The organism is Aeromonas sp. 600948 (assembly GCF_049174875.1).
Lineage (GTDB): Bacteria > Pseudomonadota > Gammaproteobacteria > Enterobacterales > Aeromonadaceae > Aeromonas > Aeromonas veronii_A.
The window spans coordinates 123,006-143,960 of record NZ_JAAKTY010000003.1 but is presented as its reverse complement, the minus strand read 5'-3'; the positions used below and the strand labels follow the sequence as shown (position 1 = coordinate 143,960).

Annotated in this window: 18 protein-coding genes; all 18 read right to left on the bottom strand. The window is 44.0% G+C overall.

What is annotated here, in order from left to right; genetic code table 11:
* Nucleotides 1-13 precede the first annotated feature (13 nt).
* Nucleotides 14-1,999 carry a nucleoside-diphosphate sugar epimerase/dehydratase gene (locus tag G5182_RS03795; protein WP_227340924.1) on the bottom strand — a complete coding sequence of 662 codons (1,986 nt, stop codon included), beginning with the start codon at nucleotides 1,997-1,999 and terminating at the stop codon, nucleotides 14-16.
* On the bottom strand, nucleotides 1,996-3,021 hold the full coding sequence (locus G5182_RS03790) for an MraY family glycosyltransferase (protein WP_227340925.1): 1,026 nt from the start codon (nucleotides 3,019-3,021) through the stop codon (nucleotides 1,996-1,998). The genes G5182_RS03795 and G5182_RS03790 overlap by 4 nt, the downstream gene beginning before the upstream one ends.
* Entirely contained in the window at nucleotides 3,021-3,971 is a 951-nt protein-coding gene (locus G5182_RS03785) for a UDP-glucose 4-epimerase family protein (protein ID WP_421254217.1), read from the bottom strand. Before G5182_RS03785 ends, G5182_RS03790 begins: the two co-directional genes overlap by 1 nt.
* Nucleotides 3,972-3,990: 19 nt before the next feature.
* On the bottom strand, nucleotides 3,991-5,115 hold the full coding sequence (locus G5182_RS03780; RefSeq protein WP_227340927.1) for a glycosyltransferase family 4 protein: 1,125 nt from the start codon (nucleotides 5,113-5,115) through the stop codon (nucleotides 3,991-3,993).
* Nucleotides 5,093-5,581 carry a GDP-mannose mannosyl hydrolase gene (locus G5182_RS03775; protein ID WP_227340928.1) on the bottom strand — a complete coding sequence of 163 codons (489 nt, stop codon included), beginning with the start codon at nucleotides 5,579-5,581 and terminating at the stop codon, nucleotides 5,093-5,095. The genes G5182_RS03780 and G5182_RS03775 overlap by 23 nt, the downstream gene beginning before the upstream one ends.
* A gap of 16 nt (nucleotides 5,582-5,597) precedes the next feature.
* Nucleotides 5,598-6,218: an acetyltransferase gene (locus tag G5182_RS03770; RefSeq protein WP_421252157.1), complete on the bottom strand. Its 621-nt coding sequence runs from the start codon at nucleotides 6,216-6,218 to the stop codon at nucleotides 5,598-5,600.
* 1 nt (nucleotide 6,219) lies between these two features.
* A complete protein-coding gene (locus G5182_RS03765) occupies nucleotides 6,220-7,860 on the bottom strand; it encodes a glycosyltransferase (RefSeq protein WP_421172002.1) in 1,641 nt (546 codons plus the stop codon).
* Nucleotides 7,851-10,136, bottom strand: coding sequence for a glycosyltransferase (locus G5182_RS03760; protein ID WP_216954292.1), 2,286 nt, complete (start codon nucleotides 10,134-10,136; stop codon nucleotides 7,851-7,853). The genes G5182_RS03765 and G5182_RS03760 overlap by 10 nt, the downstream gene beginning before the upstream one ends.
* Nucleotides 10,133-10,891, bottom strand: a complete 759-nt coding sequence (locus G5182_RS03755; protein ID WP_108539993.1) for an ABC transporter ATP-binding protein — start codon at nucleotides 10,889-10,891, stop codon at nucleotides 10,133-10,135. The genes G5182_RS03760 and G5182_RS03755 overlap by 4 nt, the downstream gene beginning before the upstream one ends.
* The gene (locus G5182_RS03750) at nucleotides 10,888-11,673 is read right to left on the bottom strand and encodes an ABC transporter permease (protein WP_108539995.1); all 786 of its coding nucleotides are present in this window, start codon (nucleotides 11,671-11,673) and stop codon (nucleotides 10,888-10,890) included. The genes G5182_RS03755 and G5182_RS03750 overlap by 4 nt, the downstream gene beginning before the upstream one ends.
* 63 nt (nucleotides 11,674-11,736) lie before the next feature.
* The gene (locus G5182_RS03745) at nucleotides 11,737-12,825 is read right to left on the bottom strand and encodes a DegT/DnrJ/EryC1/StrS aminotransferase family protein (protein ID WP_321537277.1); all 1,089 of its coding nucleotides are present in this window, start codon (nucleotides 12,823-12,825) and stop codon (nucleotides 11,737-11,739) included.
* Between the two features lie 2 nt (nucleotides 12,826-12,827).
* Nucleotides 12,828-13,949 (bottom strand): GDP-mannose 4,6-dehydratase, encoded by a 1,122-nt coding sequence (gmd, locus tag G5182_RS03740; RefSeq protein ID WP_227340932.1) that lies wholly within the window; start codon nucleotides 13,947-13,949, stop codon nucleotides 12,828-12,830.
* 14 nt (nucleotides 13,950-13,963) lie between these two features.
* Nucleotides 13,964-15,373, bottom strand: coding sequence for a phosphomannomutase CpsG (locus G5182_RS03735; protein WP_302055988.1), 1,410 nt, complete (start codon nucleotides 15,371-15,373; stop codon nucleotides 13,964-13,966).
* The gene (locus G5182_RS03730; RefSeq protein WP_227340933.1) at nucleotides 15,354-16,751 is read right to left on the bottom strand and encodes a mannose-1-phosphate guanylyltransferase/mannose-6-phosphate isomerase; all 1,398 of its coding nucleotides are present in this window, start codon (nucleotides 16,749-16,751) and stop codon (nucleotides 15,354-15,356) included. Before G5182_RS03730 ends, G5182_RS03735 begins: the two co-directional genes overlap by 20 nt.
* Before the next feature lie 38 nt (nucleotides 16,752-16,789).
* The gene (rfbC, locus tag G5182_RS03725) at nucleotides 16,790-17,335 is read right to left on the bottom strand and encodes a dTDP-4-dehydrorhamnose 3,5-epimerase (RefSeq protein ID WP_216954296.1); all 546 of its coding nucleotides are present in this window, start codon (nucleotides 17,333-17,335) and stop codon (nucleotides 16,790-16,792) included.
* Nucleotides 17,336-17,397: 62 nt separating this feature from the next.
* Entirely contained in the window at nucleotides 17,398-18,276 is an 879-nt protein-coding gene (rfbA, locus tag G5182_RS03720; protein WP_216954298.1) for a glucose-1-phosphate thymidylyltransferase RfbA, read from the bottom strand.
* Between the two features lie 99 nt (nucleotides 18,277-18,375).
* Complete coding sequence (rfbD, locus tag G5182_RS03715) at nucleotides 18,376-19,263, bottom strand: dTDP-4-dehydrorhamnose reductase (RefSeq protein WP_227340934.1); 888 nt, start codon at nucleotides 19,261-19,263, stop codon at nucleotides 18,376-18,378.
* Nucleotides 19,263-20,369, bottom strand: a complete 1,107-nt coding sequence (rfbB, locus tag G5182_RS03710; protein WP_227340935.1) for a dTDP-glucose 4,6-dehydratase — start codon at nucleotides 20,367-20,369, stop codon at nucleotides 19,263-19,265. The genes rfbD and rfbB overlap by 1 nt, the downstream gene beginning before the upstream one ends.
* Between the last annotated feature and the right edge of the window lie 586 nt (nucleotides 20,370-20,955).

Genomic DNA, 20,955 nt, shown 5'->3' with positions numbered 1-20,955 from the left:
AGAAACAGGTAACTCAATTTCTAGCCAGCAAAAAATTAACATTGTGTACTGGTAGCTTCACGATGTTCTCCGTTATTGTATGCTGCTGCTTCGCTAGCCACACCAGATCACAGATACCATCCGTCGGTTCGAATGCAGCAGGAGCATGCATCAGGATCTCGCGCACTTGCTGTTGATCAAAACGGTGACAAGCATCATCCAGCGAGGCCAGCAAGGGGCGCAGTCGGGACCAGGGCAGCCAGCTCTCTTGTGCCACCATGATCCTGGGGTGTTCGGTTCCTCTGGCATCATCACCAATCAGTAACTCTTCGTAGAGCTTTTCGCCCGGCCGCAACCCCGTCACCTCTATGGCGATATCACCATCGGGACGCTGCTCATCACGCAGTGTCAGGCCGCTGAGGCGTATCATGCGCTTCGCCAGTTCCATGATCCGTACCGGTTGCCCCATATCGAGCACAAAGACGTCGCCCCCCTCCCCCATGGCGCCGGCCTGGATCACCAACTGGGCAGCCTCAGGTATCGTCATGAAGTAACGGATGATATCGGGGTGAGTCAGGGTGATAGGCCCCCCCTTATCTATCTGCTGTCTGAATAACGGCACCACTGAGCCGGAAGATCCAAGAACATTGCCAAAGCGCACCATACAAAAACGGGTGCTGTGCTTCTCGCGGGTCAAGGCTTGCAAGATCAATTCGGCCAGACGCTTGCTGGCCCCCATGGTATTGGTTGGCCGCACGGCTTTATCGGTAGAGATCAGCACGAATGTTTCCACCCCTGCCTCAATGGCCGCCTGTGCCGCATAAAGAGTGCCGAATACGTTGTTACGTACTCCTTCAATGATATTGAACTCGACCAGCGGGACATGTTTGTAAGCCGCGGTATGGTAGACGGTCTGGATCCTGAAGCTCTGCATCACCGTTTTTAGACGATGCTGGCGCTGTACTGAACCCAGTAACGGCACCAGATCCGTTTCGATTTCTTCACGCTGACACTGCTCCCGCAGGTTCTTGTGCAGGACATAGAGGGCGTATTCGGATAGTTCGAACAGTACCAGAGTGGATGGACGGCACCGCAAGATTTGGCGACAGAGCTCAGAACCAATAGAGCCACCGGCACCTGTCACCATGACCGCTTTGCCCTTGATATTGGCTTCCATCAAGGTGGTCACAGGCTCTACCGGATCTCTGCCCAACAGATCGTCGATGGAGACCTCATTGAGCTGATCTATGCGGGCAGAGCCATTAACCAGATCAGCCATTCCCGGGATAGAGAGCACTTCGCAAGAGAGGGGCTCAAGTGCATTAATCACCTCCTGACGACGAGCCCTGGTGCTGCTCGGCATAGCCAGCAAGATCTTCTGCACCCCATGGTGGTCAATCAGAGTTGGCAGCTGAGCACTGTGATAAACGGTACAACCCTGGATCACGCATCCCTGTTTGGCGGGATCGTCATCAATAAAGGCGACGGGATAAAACTCATTACCTTGCAACAAGGCCATTTGCAGTTGTCGACCCGAAGAGCCCGCGCCATAGATCAACACCTGGGTACGAGCCAAACGGGTGGTATTAAGGAGCGCCCGGAAAAACAGCCGCACACCGCCAACCAGTAACACCAAAAAGGAGAGATAGATAACCGAGACCGTTCTCGGCAGAAAGATATCAAAGTAAAACGCAGAGAGAACAAAGAAACAGGTTGAAAGAAATGCCCCTAGCGAGATTGTCCATAGTACCCGAAAGCTGACATATCGCAGCACTGCGCGATAAAGCCCCAGCCTTACAAACAAACTGATGCTGACAATGATAATTGCGCCAAGCAGTGCCCAGTGATGCGGGCTATCGATTGGCCAGTTGTGTTCAAGCCGGATCCAGTACGCCCCCCAATAGGTCATGGTGATCAAGAGCATATCAACGGCGACAGAGATGACACGCTTGCTGGCTCGTGACAGGGAGCCCAGGCAAGTCAGTAGCCAGCTCCCACCGGGTAAAAGCTCATTTCTCATTCTGGTACTCCTGCATTCAGGTGATACGCAAGAAAAGCTAACGGCAAGTAGGCAATGACCAGACCGCTCACACCATCGAGCTGGCCCAATACAATCATGACAGCGATCGGCGCAAGCCAGAGGCTATTTATAAGAAGCACAGCCAAGGTCACGTTTCGATGGCTCTGCCAACGCCTCGCCAGATATTGATAGCCATGAGTACGATGCGCCTCGCTCAGACGACATTTCAGACGATAGCGATTCAGTAACGTCCAAGTCGCATCAACCACAAAGACTCCGAGCATGACGAGCCATGCCCACAGGAATTGAGGCGCAGAAGCGGCATCCAGCAGCATCAGGGAAGCCAGCATCAAGCCAAGAAATCCGCTGCCACCATCCCCCATAAAGATCATGGCGGGTGGAAAATTCCAGCACAAAAAGCCAGCCGCCGAAATCCCCAGTAGCAGGATCAAACTGGCAGACGACCACTCCCCCCCAACCAGATAGTGAAATAACGTCATGAACAGACAGACGACAACGGCTTCACCTGCCGCCAAGCCATCGATGCCATCCATAAAGTTGTAGAGATTGATAAACCAGATCACCCCCAGCCAGACCAGCAGGTAACCAAACCAGGCCAGGTCGAGCTGCCAACCAAAGAAGGTCAGCGCTGGCAAACCATTAACCGCAGAAACCACCAAAGCGGCCGCCATGCTCTGCACAATCAGGCGGGTTCGAGGCTTGAGAGAGATGTGGTCATCGATAAAACCAACCAATGCAATGCCCAGCGCCGCAGCCCATATCAATGCAAAGCTTCTCTGGGATATGCCGGCGGGCAGTGGGATTAGGGTAACAAACAACGGGGCTGCCAGCAGAAAGGTCGCCACGATAGCCATGCCACCGCCTCTCGGGGTAGGCACCTGATGCGAACTGCGATGATTGGGTTGGTCAAGCAAGCGGGTCTGGGCGTAGCGCCTGAGCAGGCCGGTCATGGTAATTGAAAGAAAAAGACAAAATATCGACAACAAAACAAATGCCAGCATCAAGACGACTCACTATGGATTGACGCCATCAGAGATAAGGTCTGAGAGAGCGAATAGGGTGCCGACCATTGTAATCGGCTCTGAGCCTTGCGGGTATTCATTTCCAGAGAGCCATAAATCCGTTGTAGCTTGGCATCAATCCCCAAACAGCGTCCAAGCCCTCTTATTACTCCTGGTGGGAGATAAAAGAGCCGACAGCTAACTCCTTCTGCTTCTGCAATCGCCGCCAACAACTGAGACGTCGACACTGCGACAGGATCTGCGACTAAAAAGACCTGGTTCACTGCGGCAGGGTGCTCCATCGCATGGGCAATGAAGTCACACAAATTAGGTAACGCCAACAGGCTACGCGCATTGGTCAAACGGGCAAAGGGTAGCGGGACCCCTTTGCGCACCCACGTCATCATGCTGGCAAAGTTAGCCTTCACCCCTTCCCCGTAAATAAGAGGAGGACGGATGATGGTTACAGCCATACCACACTCTTTCGCGAGTGCCATCAGCCCCTGTTCCGCCTCATACTTCGAGCGTCCATAGGGATCTTCTGGCGGACTTTGCACATTCTCATCAAATGGCTTGCCTGGCTCGGTCTGCTCGCCATTCACTTTGATCGAGCTGATAAACATGAAGCGCTTCACCCCAGCCTCAGCCGCTTGTCGAGCAAGCGTTAGGGTGCCCTCTGTATTCACCGCTCGAAATGCTGCCAGGGGATCTGTCGCGGTATCCGACATCACGTGCACCCTGGCAGCACAGTGAACAACCACATCCACCTGTTGCAATTGGGCTGTCCAGTTGGCATCCGCAGTCAGAGAGGGAGCATGAAGATGGTAAGAAGCCAGCGGGTGACTTCGCACCGCTCCTTTAACATTCGCCCCCAGAGCCAGCAAGTGTTCACAGACCGCCTTGCCTACAAATCCGTTGGCACCTGTGACAAGAATTCTAGGTATGGACATACAGTTTGAGATAGGCATTTCAAGATGAATAATAATTTGAGATAACCTTTTCATATAACGTCATATATTTATCAATCATGACGTCGGCAGTAAAGTTATGTTCAAATCTAGCCTTTGCATTTTTCCCCATACGCTCAGCTTCATCTTGATCATCCCATAACTTTTTCATTGCAGATGAGAGAGCCTCACTATTTGCTGGCTCAACTGCCAAGCCGGTTTCACCATGCAGATTTATATATGTAGTGCCTGTACCAATTTCGCAAGTAATCATTGGCTTACCATACATTGATGCCTCTAACAAAGTCATACCAAACGCTTCAGAACGCAGATGAGATGGAAATACCACAGCGTAACATAACTCCAGTAAAATATTCTTTTCAGCGTCACTTACTGGACCAACAAACAACGTATTTTTTAATCCTAACTTATTCGCCTGAGACTTCAACTCCTTTTCACATGGGCCTTCACCAATTATTATCAAAGGATAATCAAGTCCACGCATAGCATCAAGGACAAATGACAACCCCTTATAATATCGTAAAAATCCGATAAAAAGAAAAAAACGCCCTTTTATTTTATCATTCCATTTATTCGATAACGATAGTTCTGCATAACTTGGAGATACCTTTTCCAGACCGAATGGTATCACCTCAACATCCTTTTTTAGGCTAGAGAGAACAGGGCTGGTCTTGACATAATTGGGTGAAGAAGCGACCACAGCATCAACTTTATTTAGAAAAGACATCATCAATGGCTTATAAAGTTGTAGCAGGTATTTTTGTTTGACAATGTCAGAATGGTAACTGACCACCGTCGGCTTTTTAGGATTAACCCAAAAATGAACAAGATCCATATAGGGCCACGGAAAATGATAATGAATAATATCAGCTTTCTCAGCCAGTCGCCTGAATTCGACAATCGCAGACCATGAAAAACCAGTCGAAGCTATATAAAAATCTTCTTTTGCAGCATGCACACTATGATTAGCGATGTTAAAATTTCGACCAGCATTCTCAGCACTTAAACATAATACATCAACCTCATGCCCTCTTTTTACTGCACCTTCCGCAAGCTGATATATGACTTGTTGCACACCACCGTAAGCATCTGGATAATATGTTTTAAAAAAATGAAGAATTTTCATTATCTTCCAAGCCCTTATCTAAAAAATAGTTCTTTGTGTATTGATGAACATCTGGTGATGCAAGAAGGTCTACTATATCAAACCATTTATACTTTGAATGCTGAGCAACAGAGAATGAATTTATATCATGGTCTAGTTCTATTGAATACGCTAAAACAACATAGTGAGTTGGAGTCATAACGTCATAAAAAGAATCTTTATAAAAATGCTCGTAGACTCCAATAAATTTAGCTTTCGAACTCTGTAACGTCACACCAAGCTCATTCTCAGCAACTCTTTTAAAGGCATCTAATATAGCTTCTCCCTTTTTTATCCTGCCCCCCAAAACAAACCAATGATCGGCTGCAGGTCTATTTCTTCTGAGACCGAGAAGATATCGCCCTGAACTATCTGAAATCACCAGATCAATCGAGATTAAGGGGGTGCTTTTTATTGTTTTTAAAAAATCATCATCCGTAAGATGCATATCTCGCCCCAAGATGTTATTTATATTTCTTTGCTGGCACACCCACATAAATTCCGGGCTGATCTATAGTGTTTACAACACACGCACCGGCACCAACAGTAATCTCGTCGCGAACAGTAATATTGTTGATTATAGTCGCGCCAGCACCTATAAAACATAACTTCCCAATATTAACTGAACCTGCCACTGTACTGTTGACCGATACATGCGTAAATTCATCAACACAGACGTCATGTTCAATTATTGCACCTGAATTGATAATGCATCCCTCACCAATTTTAACTGAAGGACCAATGTGCCCATGATGACCGACGAATGTTCCTTTACCTATGATAGAGTTAATACCAATCGTGGCTGTGGCAGAAATCAAGGTGGCAACTTGCCACCCCATTTTCCCCAATATCTCTAACTGTAACTTTCTTTTATGATTATCACCTACTGCAGAAAAAAAAATCCACTCATCGGGAGAGATTACATCCCATGAAGGAAAGACTGGATAACCCAAAATACTCTCGCCAGGTTTTGCATTATCATCAATAAAGCATAACGTTGAAAATCCTAACGATAATGCTATATCAGCCACACTTCTTGCATGTCCACCACATCCTAAAATGGCCAACTTCTTTGAATCTACCACATTATTTCTCCAAGCAACTAATACGCTCAAGTATATCGATATGCTCATTTACAACATCAGACCATGTACGCATTGATAACTGATCGTATATCTGCAACTGTTTTCGTAGTAAGATGTCCTTATAGTGGAGTGCCCATTCTATTCTCTTAGCCATATCTCTCCAATCATATGGATCAAAAAATGTCATTTCCTGTAACTCAGGGTCAGTAAGAATTTCTTCAGTTACAGGAATACGAGCCATAACAACTGGTGTATTAACAGATAACGCCTCAGTAAATGTAAATGGACACCCACCTTCACTTAGACTTGGATTAACTGCCAAACTTGCCAATTTATAACAAGCTGCGAGCTCTTGCATTGTTAGTCCATGCAAAAATAAAATTTCGTGTTGCAGATTGTGACTAATAACAAATTCTTTTACTTCAGGCATAACACTAACACTGCCGGTAACGATCAGTTTGTGCTGAACGAATTTTTTTCGTAAAAGATACTCATACGCTTTGAATAAACTTATTATGTTTTTATTTGGCCTGATCTGGCTAGCATAAAAAACAAACTCTACATCTTTATTTTTAAATATTGAAACATAATTCTGCTCATTCGATTTGCGAATAGCGGACATGAGTAACGACTTGGCATAATGGGTAGTTGCCTCTTCATTATCTGGTAGACCAGTAATATTAATGAAGCTATCAACTTTATTAGCGGCGTGATGTACTACAGACACCTTGTCCATTGATACTTGATAGCCATCAATAAGTGTATTCCATTTTACCACTTCACTATAAGTTACAAAGTGATCCCCTGTTCTGATAGCCTCTTCTAACAATTTAAACGTCGATAGAGTTCTATCACCACCAATTTGAGAAAAGGCCACGGGAAACTCTCGTAAAACAACATCAGGTACACACATTAATCGAGGGGCATCGATCTTGTTAAACTCAGGCCAATAGGCTGTTGGACAATACCATGCAGATATATCATGCATACTATCGATTAATGCGCTTATACGCTTCCCTTCCACCAACTCCATGTTACGGTAGAGACGCAATACAAATCCATCATCTTTAGGCGAGTAAATCATTTTCATGAAACGGCCTATGTACTTGGAAAACCTGCCCAGCACAATTAATTTCAATCTACGAATAAAAAAGAACGCCAATAAAAAAGGAAACGAAAAAATAAAAAATAATGGGAAAATGATTAAAGCCAGCAGAAATAACAAACACCCTTCAATGCCTAAAAGGATCAGATCCAATTTTGTGTATGCATTTAACAAACGCTTTTCCACATAATGGAAAATATTTTCCTTCAAGCTAGCAACCAACTCCAGTAAAAACGATTTGAGTGTTTTTCTTTTTTGTCTTTTCGTTTTACGGTTAATGTACCAATGGTAAAGATCCAGTAAAAGTGGTCTTTTATCTGGCGAGCGAATCGAAAAACTGTCATGTGGTACATTCTCACTATCAAAAAGGTCATATAGATCTTTCGTAGACCAACTAGGACAAACCAAGGTAAACTTTACATCATCACGTGCTGCAGCACCTTTAAGAAAGGCAGCCAAGTAACGACCAAGTCCCTCCTTTCGTAAATCAACAGATGGGGCATAGCAAAGATAAATTCCAAATTTTCTCACAGACATTCGCGTATTACCCCCCAATAATGCTTAGCCAGATTTTGCACTCGTTGTTCTTTCAGTATATCTTTACTAGGCAAATTTTTTCGAAGATGCAAAGCTTGCTCTTCTATATATTTTAGCTGCCAAGCCATTTGCTCCGGCGAGTTTGCATCAGACCATGTTAAATTAAGTGAAAACTGTCTATCTATTTCACGCATTGCCGGATAATCAGAGGAGAGTGCAGGTATATTCAGATAGGCAGCCTCAATAACCGAAAAAGTACCATTATCAATGCGCGCAGGATGCCATATAAATGCTGCTTTTTTTAGTGCTTTTTTATATTCTAAATCGGATAACTCACCACATAATTTTATCTTACGTTTCAACGACTTACTATTATCAACAGTTCTCACAAACTCGCTCAAATATGAAAGTTTACTTTCCATTATACTCTGAGTATTAACTCCAGTAATAAAGCATGTAAGAGAACCGGCTAGCTGATTATAATAAATTTCTAATGCTTTGACAGCATTGAGATGATTCTTATGTGGACTGAGATTAGTTGTCCAAATGAAATAATCGCCAACATCTTTTTGCTGCTCATCTGAAAACGAAAAGTCAGGTGCCAACATAGGTAACCTAGCAATTCTGTCAGACTCAATACCAGCATATTGTTGCGCATCTCGGCAAGTAAACTCAGTAGTAACCAAGACTCGCTCAGCTTGTGTTGCTGCTTTCAAGTAGGGATGATCAGCACCTCCTTGCAAAATTGAAACATATCGCTGCAAATAATCGTATACCATCAATACTATCGGTCTTACTGGAAGCAGCGTTTTGTCCAGCCTGTCGGAAACGAAAACCCAAATATCACAATCATAGAAATTACTGATGCTGTCATTGGGCACCATATATGATTCATCTACGGCACACCAGCCATCATGACCAGCATACTGCATAGCACGTGTAGCATCATCTTTAGAAAGATGTTGCCAATAGAAGCTTCTCCTTTGAATTTTTGGATTTAAATCCCGCAATTCATTAGCATGCTCTAATTCATCAATTGTTGGATGCGCAAAAACGACCTCACATTCTTCATTAGCCTGTTGACTACCAAGTAATATGGCATCAGCTAAAAGCTTAGCGCCTCGCAGACTCCCCCCTCGATACTCAATCGGAACAATTACACCAATTCGCTTTTTTCTAGTGATATATGTAGGGCGAGCTTTCTGCTGAAGGCGATGCTCTTTTAATCCATCAACGACAAGGCTAAAGTTTCTTTTCCATATTGAAGCACAATACTCTGGCATCATTTGCTCAAGAAGCACATGCTGTGTTTTTCTAATATCATTGATTAACTGTTCATCGCCATTTAAAATTTTTCTAATCTTAGCCTTAGCCTCTGCAATTGTTTCACATCTGCCAGGTAAATCCCCGCCACCCATCAAATCCAGCATTCCCCCAGCCATATATATTAATGGCATACCAGCTTGTATAGCTTCAAAGGGATGATAATGTATATGATTTAGTTCAGTGGAATGATAAAACATAACGCTGCATTGTTGCATGTTATCAGAGTGCTCTTCTTTAGATACAAAGCCGAGTACTTTCTTATCATTAACAGCTATTGGCTGCGCACCACCAATGATATAATCAAACTCTTTAAAATCACGAACAAAGGATTCATAAATACTTTTAAAGTATGGAGATGTTCCTATTCTAGGACAGACAAATAGTATCGTCTTTCTTTTTCCAGTCCAATTATCAGGTTGATATTTACCTTTTAAACCAACAGGCAAATAGCATGAGCGCTTTGCTAAATATGGCATTTCTACATCGGAAATATGCTCATAGCCACAACCAAACCAGAATCTTTTCCCCATCGATTTAATCGTTGATACTACATTATCTCCACACTCACTTCTTAGTAAAGAAGAATAATTGTATCCCTTAGATAATCCAAATACACGAAGAATGACGGCACCATTAAAATTTTTAATGGTTGACTTAATTTGCTTTGGGAAGAAGCCAATTATCGCATAATCAAAATATTTATTGACAATATCCCAAGCGTTTTTACTGGGCGACTCATACCAATTTTGTTCATTTAAAATATCAAGTTCATGCCTAGGGATAGTCAATTTATCGTCAAAATCGAATGTAATACTTGCCGATAAATTTCCCTCATCATATGGAAACTTTTTTGGAAGATATATTTCTTCAATACCAAACTCTATTAGCTGAGGTATTTCAAAGTTTCTTAATGTTGAATGGTTAAGCAGCCACAACACTCGATTTTTCATGCTAAATCCAGATTATTGACTCGTTTATAGGCAATGATCGCATCATCAATGGGGCCATCAAAAATGTATTCACCATGATGAAATACAATCCCTCTTGAACAAATATTTTTCAATGCGCTGAAATCATGTGATGCTAAAACTAGTATTTCAGCATTCTCAATCAAACTCATTATTCTGCTTTTAGCCTTTGCCATAAACTGAGCATCACCAGCACCAATCACTTCATCTAGGAGCAAAATATCGCCACCAACTGCTGTGGATATAGCAAATGCTAGTCTTACCTGCATGCCTGCAGAGTAAGTTTTAATTGGATAATCAATAAACTCACCCAAACCAGCAAACTCAACGATCTCATTTTCTTTCTCTTTCATAAAAGTCGGAGAGAGGCCAAGCAGAAGACCACGATAGAGAATATTCTCTCGGCCTGTTGCATCAGGTTCAAAACCTAGACTCAAATCAAAAAGAGAACGAACTTGCCCTTCAACAATTAATTTACCACTAGATATAGGATAGAGACCTGCCACCGTTTTAAGAAATGTACTTTTTCCTGCACCATTATGCCCTAAGAGCCCGACCCTCTCTCCATTATTTATTTCTAGCGTAATATTTTTTAATGCATGAATATCAGAGACAGAACGCTCTGCTTTTCCTTTTTTAAAAGCAGCAGAGAAAAGAGACTTTAGTGACCGCTCTTTGTAAGCTACTGATGCATAATGAAGGTTAACATTCTCAAGTTTAATTTTATTCTTTTTCATAGGTAGAAGATCACTTTTTTCTCTGCATTTCGGCCAATCAGCCACGCAAGCAAAAATAGGAAAGCAGCAGTTATCAGACTAAATGTATAGTTCTCCAGACTCGGCCACTCACCTTTTAGTAGTGGTGCTCTTATAATTTGCAATACATGATACACAGGATTGTAATCGACTAGCCAATCCAATCCGCCAGAACGGAACATACGTTCTTCGAAATATACCGGAGAGATAAACCATATCGCTTGCATGACTAATCCCATCGCATGTGGTACATCTCTAAATCTAACCCCGATATAGGCTAGTAATGTTGATAATGGCCATGCAATAAGTGCCAATATTGGGAAAACAGTTAAGGTGGCTAGCCAGGTTATATTTATATTTTGTGGCAATACAACTATTGACCAAGCAAATAGAGCCAAACTGGCAAGTGCAAGTACTATAATGCTGCTCAAGACAGTTCGTAATGTATATATTGCTAATGGATGCTTGCATTGTTTAATGTAGGCATCTGCTTGCACAAACGCAAGTGAACCACCAATGGTATTGGCTACTACAAAATCCCAGACTATAATTCCTGACAAAATATAGGGTGCATACGTCACTATGTCCGTATTAAACATTTTACTAAAAACTATAGATATTAATAATGTCATACCTAAAGGTTGAATAAATGACCATAATACACCGAAAAAAGACCGCCGCCAACGAGAGCGTAGATCCGATAAAGCGAGATGCTGCCAAAAATATCTAGCATCCCAAATACCCCTAACATAATAAAGACTCATAGAACTCCCACCAACTTAAAATAACCCTTCACCAACGAAAGATGAAGGGTTATTTATTTAACATTACTTATTTAAATAAAAATCAGAAATTAAGTTGCAGATATAATCAACATCTTTTTCCAATAATTCAGGGTAGCTTGGTAGATTCATTCCTCTTGAGCTGATATTTTCAGCAACAGGAAATTTATGTTCCGTAAATACATGTGGCATCGTATTAGCTAAAGGAAACAATGGCCTTGTCTCAACATCATGACTCTTTAGAACAGTTCTGAGCAAGTCTCTATCTTGTGCATTCTCGACTAGGATCGAGCACATCCAAAATGAATGCCTGGTATTCTCAATCTCTTTGTGGAATGTTATCGGCAAATGGTTTAATCGACGCTGATACCAACTGGCAATCTCTCTTTTTTTTGCAATTATCTCGTCTGCTTGCTCTAATTGTGCCAGGCCAATCGCAGCACATATATTTGTCATGCGATAATTAAATGCCAACGCATCATGCCAATACTCTTTAACCTTCGAAACACCTTGGCTCTTCAAGTGGCATGCCAAGTCATGGACATTTTTATCCTTTGAAACAACCATGCCACCTTCGCCGGTAGTTATTGTCTTATTTCCAAAGAAACTGAATGTTGCCACATCACCAAATGTACCAACATGCTTATTCTTATAAAGAGTACCGAACGCCTCCGCACAGTCTTCTATCAAAAACAAGTCATGTTTCTTACAAACATCGACTAACGCATCCATATCACATGGTAAACCATAAAGATGCACAGCCATGACAGCCTTGGTCTTTGTTGTGATTTTTGCTATTACATCATTGACATCGATGTTCCATGTATCTGGTAGCGAGTCAACATAGACTGCTTTTGCACCGGTCTGAATGATTGTATTCACTGAGGCAATATATGTGAATGAAGGAACAATAACCTCATCACCAGGACCAATACCTAAAGCAGCCAACGCCAAATGAAGTGCTACAGTACCATTACTCACTGTTGTACAATTTTCTGCACCAATATACTTTGAAAATGCAGATTCAAATCTGTTAATAAACTCACCTTTTGAAGAGATCCATGTTGAATCAAGGCATTCATTAACATATTTTTTTTCATTACCAGATAATCTTGGTTGATATACTGGAATCATAGTCACTCCACACTGACATTAACATCAAAGCCATGAGATTTCAGCAAGGCATGCTGGCGAGCTTGCTGCAAATCATATGCAACCATCTCACTTACCATTTCTGCGAGTGTCGTTTCCGGCTCCCAACCCAGCTTATTTTTTGCATTAGATGGGTCACCAAGAAGAGTCTCTACCTCGGCCGGTCTGAAATAACGTGGATCAACACATACGATAATATCATCGACCTTCAATGCCGGCGCCTTATCTCCATAAATCGCCGAAACGACAGCTTTTTCCTCGACGCCGCTTCCAACAAAGTTCAATTCAATACCTAACTCAGCAGCGGCCATTTTTATAAATTCACGGACACTATATTGCACTCCAGTTGCAATGACAAAGTCCTCTGGCTGCTCTTGTTGCAACATCATCCATTGCATCTTGACATAGTCTCTTGCATGTCCCCAATCACGCAATGAGTCCATGTTTCCCATATACAGGCACTTTTCGAGGCCTTGAGCAATATTTGACAAACCTCGAGTAATTTTTCTAGTGACAAATGTTTCTCCACGACGGGGTGACTCATGATTAAACAAAATACCATTACAAGCATACATACCATATGCCTCACGATAATTCACCGTAATCCAGTACGCATACATTTTTGCAACAGCATAAGGGCTGCGCGGATAAAAAGGTGTTGTCTCTCGCTGCGGAATTTCTTGCACGAGGCCGTATAGTTCGGATGTCGATGCCTGATAAAAACGAGTTTTTTTTGTCAGTCCCAAGAAACGAATAGCTTCCAATAAGCGTAAAGTACCTATCGCATCAACATCCGCAGTATATTCTGGGGAATCAAAACTAACAGCGACATGAGATTGAGCACCAAGATTATAAACTTCATCTGGTTGAACTTCGGCTATAATTCTCGTTAGATTTGATGAATCCGTTAAGTCACCATAATGTAGTTTAAAATCAACGTTCTCTTCATGAGGGTCTTTATAAATGTGGTCTACACGTTGTGTATTAAACTGAGATGCACGGCGCTTAATACCATGGACTTCATACCCCTTCTCTAATAGAAACTCAGCCAGATATGAACCATCCTGACCAGTCACCCCAGTAATTAACGCTACTTTCTTGGACATTTTCAGTACTCTCCTTATAAGTTGTTGATCATTTTATGTAATGAATTCAAACCAGACGTTAACTTGCTTATATCGTTTTTGCTTTCAACATTAAGCCTTAGTAATGGTTCTGTGTTTGAAATGCGAACATTAAATCGCCAATCATTCATTTCAATACTAAGACCATCTACATATTCTACCTTGACAGCAAGTGGCGCATAGACCTCTTCCAGCTTCTTTATTATCTCAAGAGCATTATCAACTCTATAATTTATCTCACCACTGCATGGATAGGCTTTAACACGTTCAGCAACTAAACTAGACAATGTGGATTTTTTTAGTGATAGCAAGTTAATTACTAGTAACCAAGGAATCATACCGCTATCACAGTAGCCAAAGTCACGGAAATAGTGATGGGCACTCATTTCACCACCATATATTGCATTCTCACTGCGCATCCGTTCTTTAATAAATGCGTGACCAGTTTTGCTTTGTACTGGTGTACCACCAGACTTTTCAACGATATCAATAGTATTCCATGTCAAGCGCGGATCATGAATGATTTTCTCATGAGGATTATCTACTAAAAATGCCTCTGCTAATAATCCAACAATATAGTATCCTTCGATGAAATCACCATTTTCATCAAACAGAAAACAGCGATCAAAATCACCATCCCAAGCAATACCCATATCAGCATGATAGAACTTTACCGCTTCCGATGTAGCACTTCTATTTTCAGGAAGCAATGGGTTAGGAATACCATTGGGAAAGTTACCATCTTCCTCATGATGAATTTTTATAAACTCAACAGGAACATTGAGGGTATTGAAACGTCGCTCGATAACATCAAGCACATGCCCTGCCGCCCCGTTACCGGCATTCACAACTAGCTTGAGTGGACGTAATTGATGCGGCTTTATATACGTCAGCAAATGATCGACATAAGCATCTAGTATCGATTTTTTAATCAATGTTCCTTGCCGGGAGGATGCAATGAAGTCACCCTTTTCAGCCAATGCTCGAATATCATTCAAACCACTATCACCACTAATTGGACAAGCATCACGACCAACCAGTTTCATGCCATTGTAATCCATAGGATTATGACTGGCCGTCACTTCTATAGCACCATCAATGTCTAACGTAAATGCTGCAAAATAGGTTTCTTCAGTCCCCGTAGTCCCTAAGTCGATGACATCACAACCGGCATCAAGAATCCCTCTTGCAAGTGCTTGCTTTAGGCTTTCGCTCGTGAGCCTAACATCGCCTCCAACAGCAATTGTCGTTGCATTTAGATACTGTGCAGTTGCACGGCCAATACGGTATGCAATCTCAGTGTTCAGCTCATCACCCAGTTTGCCGCGAATATCGTAAGCTTTAAAACAGGTAAGATTCATGATGCCCCCTAAATTAAATTCCTTTTCAATAATCAATGATGTCATCTTCACCTAAATATTCACCCGTTTGCACCTCTAGCATAACTAAATCGATGAGACCTGGATTTTTTAATTGGTGACGATGCCCAGCAGGAATATATGTAGATTGGTTAGCAGTTAGCAAGGCAATTTGATCTTCATAGAAAACCTCTGCAACACCAGATAATACCACCCAGTGTTCATTTCTATGATGATGCATTTGCATCGTTAAGCTAGCCCCAGGTTTAACTTCAAGTCTTTTTATTTTAAAACGCTCTCCCACCTCAAGTAACGTATAACGTCCCCATGGACAATAGACTGTACGATGTATTTTATATGCATCATTATTTATCGTCTTAAGGTGATTATAAATTAATTTTACATCCTGACTACTTTCTTTGTGAGCGACCAATAGAGCATCAGCAGTATCAACAATTACTAGGTTTTCTACACCTACAGCACCAATAACCCGATCCTCGCTCGAAATATAACAATTTGAGGTAGCATGTAAAATTGCATGCCCCTGAACGGTGTTTCCATCGTCATCAGCTTGATGTAGTTCACTTATTGCAGCCCAAGACCCAATATCACTCCAGCCTATGTCACATGGAACTACTGAAACATTTCCTGATTTTTCCATCACGGCATAATCTATCGAGATGTCTGGAACATGGATAAATGTGTCAGGGTCCAGATCAATATGCTTGACCTTTTTACTTTGAACCGAATCGGACTTGTCAAGGCAAGCTTTTGTTGCTATCAATACTTCCGGACAATGCAAGTCCATCTCTGCAATCATTGTACTTGCTTTAAAGCAAAACATACCTGAATTCCAGAAGAAGCGACCGCTTTCAAAGTACTCAATTGCCTTATCCAATGTTGGCTTTTCAACAAAGCGCAAAACCTCTGTACCAAGAGCTTCAATGTAACCATAACCTGTTTCAGGTATTGTGGGTTTAATACCAAATGTGACTAACCGTCCTGCTTTTGCTAATTCAATAGCGCAGGAAACAGCATCATCGAATGCAACTTGCTCTGTGATCAAGTGATCAGCAGCTAAGACCAACAAGACCGCATCATCGCCATATGTATCGCGAGCATAAATTGCTGCAGATGCTACTGCTGCTGCAGTGTTACGGCCATAAGGTTCAAGAATAAATGAAGTCTGAATTTCATTACTATTAACTTCTTTAAATGAATCTAGTGTTTTGAAATAAAGGTCTCGATTAGTAATAGTTAATACTTCACTGACATCTGATAATTTTGCTCCACGTAAAAATGCTTTTTGTAAAAAACTTTGATTATCCGATAGTTTAATGAATGGCTTGGGATGTTGTTCACGTGAAACAGGCCATAATCTTGAACCGCTTCCACCACACATAATAGCAGGAATTAAGACAGTCATAGATACACCATAATGTATTTAATGTGTTGATATGATTTTCAGAAATGTTTAGCTGCCATAAATGGCTTTGCATTTTTATCTTTAAGAGATAATATAGGGAGCATATCACTCTCCCACTCTATTCCTAGTTGCTGGTCATTCCAACATATTGTATGTTCAAAATCAGGTCTATAATAATTGGTTGCTTTATATAAAACTTCTGCTGTTTCTGTTCTAGTTATAAAACCATGGGCGAACCCTTTCGGAATCCACAATTGCCGCTTATTCTCAGCTGATAGATGAACACCGACCCATTTGCCAAAGGTCGGCGAATTTTCACGAATATCCACTGCTACATCAAATACTTCTCCCACAACACATCGCACCAGCTTTCCCTGGGCGTGTGGTGATGATTGATAATGCAGTCCACGCAACACGTTTTTCGAGGATTTAGAATGATTATCTTGAACAAAAGTAACAGGGTATCCTACTGCTTCTTCGAACAGTTTATGGTTGAAACTCTCAAAGAAAAAGCCACGCTCATCACCAAATATTTTTGGCTCAAAAATAAGTACATCAGGTATCGTGGTCTCGATTACATTCATCTTCATATCCATATTTTATTTAGTTTATTTTGCAGGAACGGGTGCATACCCTTAACTCCAACTCATACTTTCGAAACCATCTTTAACAGGTATTGTCCATAAGCATTTTTCGCAAGTGGTGTCGCCAACGTTTTTACTTGCTCTGCATCAATGAATTTCTTGCGATAGGCGATCTCTTCAGGACAAGCGACTTTCAACCCCTGACGGGTCTCGATGGTCTGAATAAAGTTGCTCGCTTCAATCATGCTCTCGTGGGTACCGGTATCAAGCCAAGCATAACCACGGCCCATCATGGCCACCGACAGATTACCTTGTTCCAGGTAGATACGGTTTACATCGGTTATCTCCAGCTCGCCACGGGGCGACGGCGTCAGACTCTTGGCGATCTTGACCACGCTGTTGTCGTAGAAATAGAGGCCGGTTACCGCATAGTTGCTCTTGGGCTCCAGTGGCTTCTCCTCCAGAGAGATCGCGGTGCCCTCTTTATCAAATTCAACCACCCCATAACGCTCGGGATCATGCACATGGTAGGCAAAGACGGTAGCACCGCTCTCTTTGGCCACTGCCGCCTCCAACTGTTTCTGCAAGTCGTGGCCGTAGAAGATGTTGTCCCCCAACACCAGTGCACAGGGGTCTGAACCGATAAACTCTGCACCCAGAATAAAGGCTTGTGCCAACCCGTCCGGGCTTGGTTGAACCTTGTATTGCAAACTCAGGCCCCACTGACTGCCATCACCTAGCAATTGCTCAAAACGGGGGGTATCTTGCGGCGTGCTGATGATCAAAATATCGCGAATTCCCGCCAGCATCAGGGTGCTGAGAGGATAGTAGATCATCGGCTTGTCATAGATAGGCAACAGCTGCTTGCTCACTGCCATGGTTACCGGATAGAGACGGGTGCCTGAGCCGCCGGCCAGAATAATGCCTTTACGTTTGGTCATGATGCTTGTTTCTTATATAGAGGAAGCATGGCTTTAGGCCACCTTTCCGTTTTATCCCTGCCAGCCAGGGAGGCCGTCACTACATCCCTAGCCAGTAATTTACTTGCCAAGGATCTCGGTCAACATCCGCTCCACACCGACTGTCCACTCCGGCAGCACCAGATCGAAGGTGCGCTGGAATTTGCCGGTATCCAGGCGGGAGTTATGGGGGCGTTTGGCCGGGGTAGGGAAGGCGCTGGTCGGCACCGCATTGAGTTGTGTCACCGCCAGTTCAACGCCAGCCTCTCTGGCTTTGGCAAACACCAGCTGGGCGTAGTCAAACCAGGTGGTGGTACCGGAGGCAATCAGATGGTACAGCCCGGCGACCTCGGGTTTGCGCTGCGCCACGCGGAGAGCATGGGCGGTGCAATCGGCCAGCAACTCGGCGCCGGTCGGAGCGCCAAACTGGTCATTGATCACTGACATCTCGCTACGCTCTTTGCCAAAGCGCAGCATGGTCTTGGCAAAATTGGCTCCGCGGGCGGCGTAAACCCAGCTGGTGCGGAAGATCAGGTGACGGGAACAAAGTGCGGCCCCTTGCTCACCCGCAAGCTTGGTTTCGCCATAGACGTTGAGCGGGGCGGTTGCATCGGTTTCCACCCAGGGGCGCTCACCGCTGCCATCAAATACATAGTCGGTGGAGTAATGCACCAACCAGGCACCCAATGCTTCCGCTTCTTTGGCTATCGCTGCCACGCTGGTCGCGTTGAGCAGCTCGGCAAATTCACGCTCGCTCTCCGCCTTGTCGACTGCGGTGTGGGCCGCAGCGTTGACAATCACATCCGGCTTGACCAGACGTACAGTGTCGGCCACCCCTGCCGGGTTGCTGAAATCGCCGCAATAGTCGGTGGAGTCAAAATCAACGGCAGTGATGCGCCCCAGCGGCGCCAGTGCGCGTTGCAGCTCCCAGCCTACCTGGCCGTTTTTGCCAAACAGCAGAATATGCATCAGGCACGCACCCCATCATTCTGTGCAATCGAGGAATAGTGTTGCTCAATCCAGGACTGGTAGGCACCGCTCTTGACGTTGCTGACCCACTGCTGGTTATCCAGATACCACTGCACAGTTTTGCGAATACCGGATTCAAAGGTCTCTTGCGGTTGCCAATCCAGCTCTGCGCTCATCTTGGTCGCATCGATGGCATAGCGGCGATCGTGGCCAGGGCGATCCGCCACATAGGTGATTTGCTCACGATAAGAGCCCACCTTCGGCACCATCTCGTCCAGCAGATCGCAGATGGTGTGTACCACCTCCAGATTCTGCTTCTCGTTATGACCGCCGATGTTGTAGGTCTCACCGACCACGCCTGTGGTCGCTACCTTGTAGAGCGCACGCGCGTGATCTTCCACGTAGAGCCAGTCACGGACCTGGTCGCCCTTGCCATAGACCGGTAACGGCTTGCCATCCAGCGCGTTAAGAATGACCAACGGGATTAGCTTCTCGGGGAAGTGGTACGGGCCGTAGTTGTTGGAGCAGTTGGTGACGATGGTGGGCAGGCCGTAGGTGCGGCGCCAGGCACGCACCAGATGGTCACTGGAAGCCTTGGAGGCAGAATAGGGGCTGCTGGGGGCGTAGGGGGTGGTTTCGGTAAAGAGCGGCAATGGCTCACCGGCAGCCACTTCATCCGGATGGGGCAGATCCCCATATACCTCGTCAGTGGAGATATGGTGGAAACGGAAGGCCGCCTTGCGCTGATCATGAAGACCATTCCAGTAAGCGCGAGCCGCTTCCAGCAACATATAGGTGCCGACGATATTGGTCTCGATAAAGTCAGCCGGGCCGGTAATGGAGCGATCGACATGGCTTTCAGCCGCCAGATGCATCACGGCATCCGGCTGGTGCAGGGCAAACACCCGATCCAGCTCGGCACGGTTGCAGATATCCACCTGCTCAAACGCATAACGATCGCTGGTCGATACATTGGCCAAGGATTCCAGATTACCGGCATAGGTGAGTTTATCGAGATTGATAACGGAATCTTGGGTATCACGGATGATATGGCGCACCACGGCAGAGCCGATAAAGCCGGCACCACCGGTCACGAGGATTTTCATAAATATGTATCTCTTGCGAGGCGTTGATATGACATCAGAGAGAGGCTGGCTATCCACTGATGCGTTATTGAAACACCCAATAGACTGCAATTTAACCAGCGCAAACAGCAGCAAAACAATAGATGAACATTATTTGTGCAAATTGCTGAATAATCTCAAGGCTACCGCCCTTGGGTTACAGCCCCCAGTTTGCTGCTTTTAACCAAATTAGGTCTGCTGTTGGTCATCATGTCCTCCAGCATTTTGCTGTCTTGATGGTGTGTAGCACAGCTTTATGGCCCAAGACCAAGAAAGAGCGGACACTACCTATCCAACCCTATAAGACGCAGATTCTATCTTGTTTCCAGCCGAGCTGCACAGCAGAAACTGACTTGCCCCTCACCTCTGAAAAGGAGTCGATAGAAAACCACCTCACGGCGACATAATTTCTCGAAAAGAAGCAGTATTAACTTAATAATTACGCTTAAGTTACCGTTTTTACGGAAAAAAAATAGAGCGACTTTCCAAGTCGCTCTATTTATTACTCAGTCATACCTGATGTATTTGTCTTATTGTGATCTGCCACCCAGAACTTCAGGGGTTACTT

What these genes read in the sequence shown, in the direction of transcription:
- G5182_RS03795 (WP_227340924.1), bottom strand. Translation starts at nt 1,999, where the DNA reads ATGAGAAATGAGCTTTTACCCGGTGGGAGCTGGCTACTGACTTGCCTG.
- G5182_RS03790 (WP_227340925.1), bottom strand. Translation starts at nt 3,021, where the DNA reads ATGCTGGCATTTGTTTTGTTGTCGATATTTTGTCTTTTTCTTTCAATT.
- G5182_RS03785 (WP_421254217.1), bottom strand. Translation starts at nt 3,971, where the DNA reads ATGTCCATACCTAGAATTCTTGTCACAGGTGCCAACGGATTTGTAGGC.
- G5182_RS03780 (WP_227340927.1), bottom strand. Translation starts at nt 5,115, where the DNA reads ATGAAAATTCTTCATTTTTTTAAAACATATTATCCAGATGCTTACGGT.
- G5182_RS03775 (WP_227340928.1), bottom strand. Translation starts at nt 5,581, where the DNA reads ATGCATCTTACGGATGATGATTTTTTAAAAACAATAAAAAGCACCCCC.
- G5182_RS03765 (WP_421172002.1), bottom strand. Translation starts at nt 7,860, where the DNA reads ATGTCTGTGAGAAAATTTGGAATTTATCTTTGCTATGCCCCATCTGTT.
- G5182_RS03760 (WP_216954292.1), bottom strand. Translation starts at nt 10,136, where the DNA reads ATGAAAAATCGAGTGTTGTGGCTGCTTAACCATTCAACATTAAGAAAC.
- G5182_RS03755 (WP_108539993.1), bottom strand. Translation starts at nt 10,891, where the DNA reads ATGAAAAAGAATAAAATTAAACTTGAGAATGTTAACCTTCATTATGCA.
- G5182_RS03750 (WP_108539995.1), bottom strand. Translation starts at nt 11,673, where the DNA reads ATGAGTCTTTATTATGTTAGGGGTATTTGGGATGCTAGATATTTTTGG.
- G5182_RS03745 (WP_321537277.1), bottom strand. Translation starts at nt 12,825, where the DNA reads ATGATTCCAGTATATCAACCAAGATTATCTGGTAATGAAAAAAAATAT.
- gmd (WP_227340932.1), bottom strand. Translation starts at nt 13,949, where the DNA reads ATGTCCAAGAAAGTAGCGTTAATTACTGGGGTGACTGGTCAGGATGGT.
- G5182_RS03735 (WP_302055988.1), bottom strand. Translation starts at nt 15,373, where the DNA reads ATGACATCATTGATTATTGAAAAGGAATTTAATTTAGGGGGCATCATG.
- G5182_RS03730 (WP_227340933.1), bottom strand. Translation starts at nt 16,751, where the DNA reads ATGACTGTCTTAATTCCTGCTATTATGTGTGGTGGAAGCGGTTCAAGA.
- rfbC (WP_216954296.1), bottom strand. Translation starts at nt 17,335, where the DNA reads ATGAATGTAATCGAGACCACGATACCTGATGTACTTATTTTTGAGCCA.
- rfbA (WP_216954298.1), bottom strand. Translation starts at nt 18,276, where the DNA reads ATGACCAAACGTAAAGGCATTATTCTGGCCGGCGGCTCAGGCACCCGT.
- rfbD (WP_227340934.1), bottom strand. Translation starts at nt 19,263, where the DNA reads ATGCATATTCTGCTGTTTGGCAAAAACGGCCAGGTAGGCTGGGAGCTG.
- rfbB (WP_227340935.1), bottom strand. Translation starts at nt 20,369, where the DNA reads ATGAAAATCCTCGTGACCGGTGGTGCCGGCTTTATCGGCTCTGCCGTG.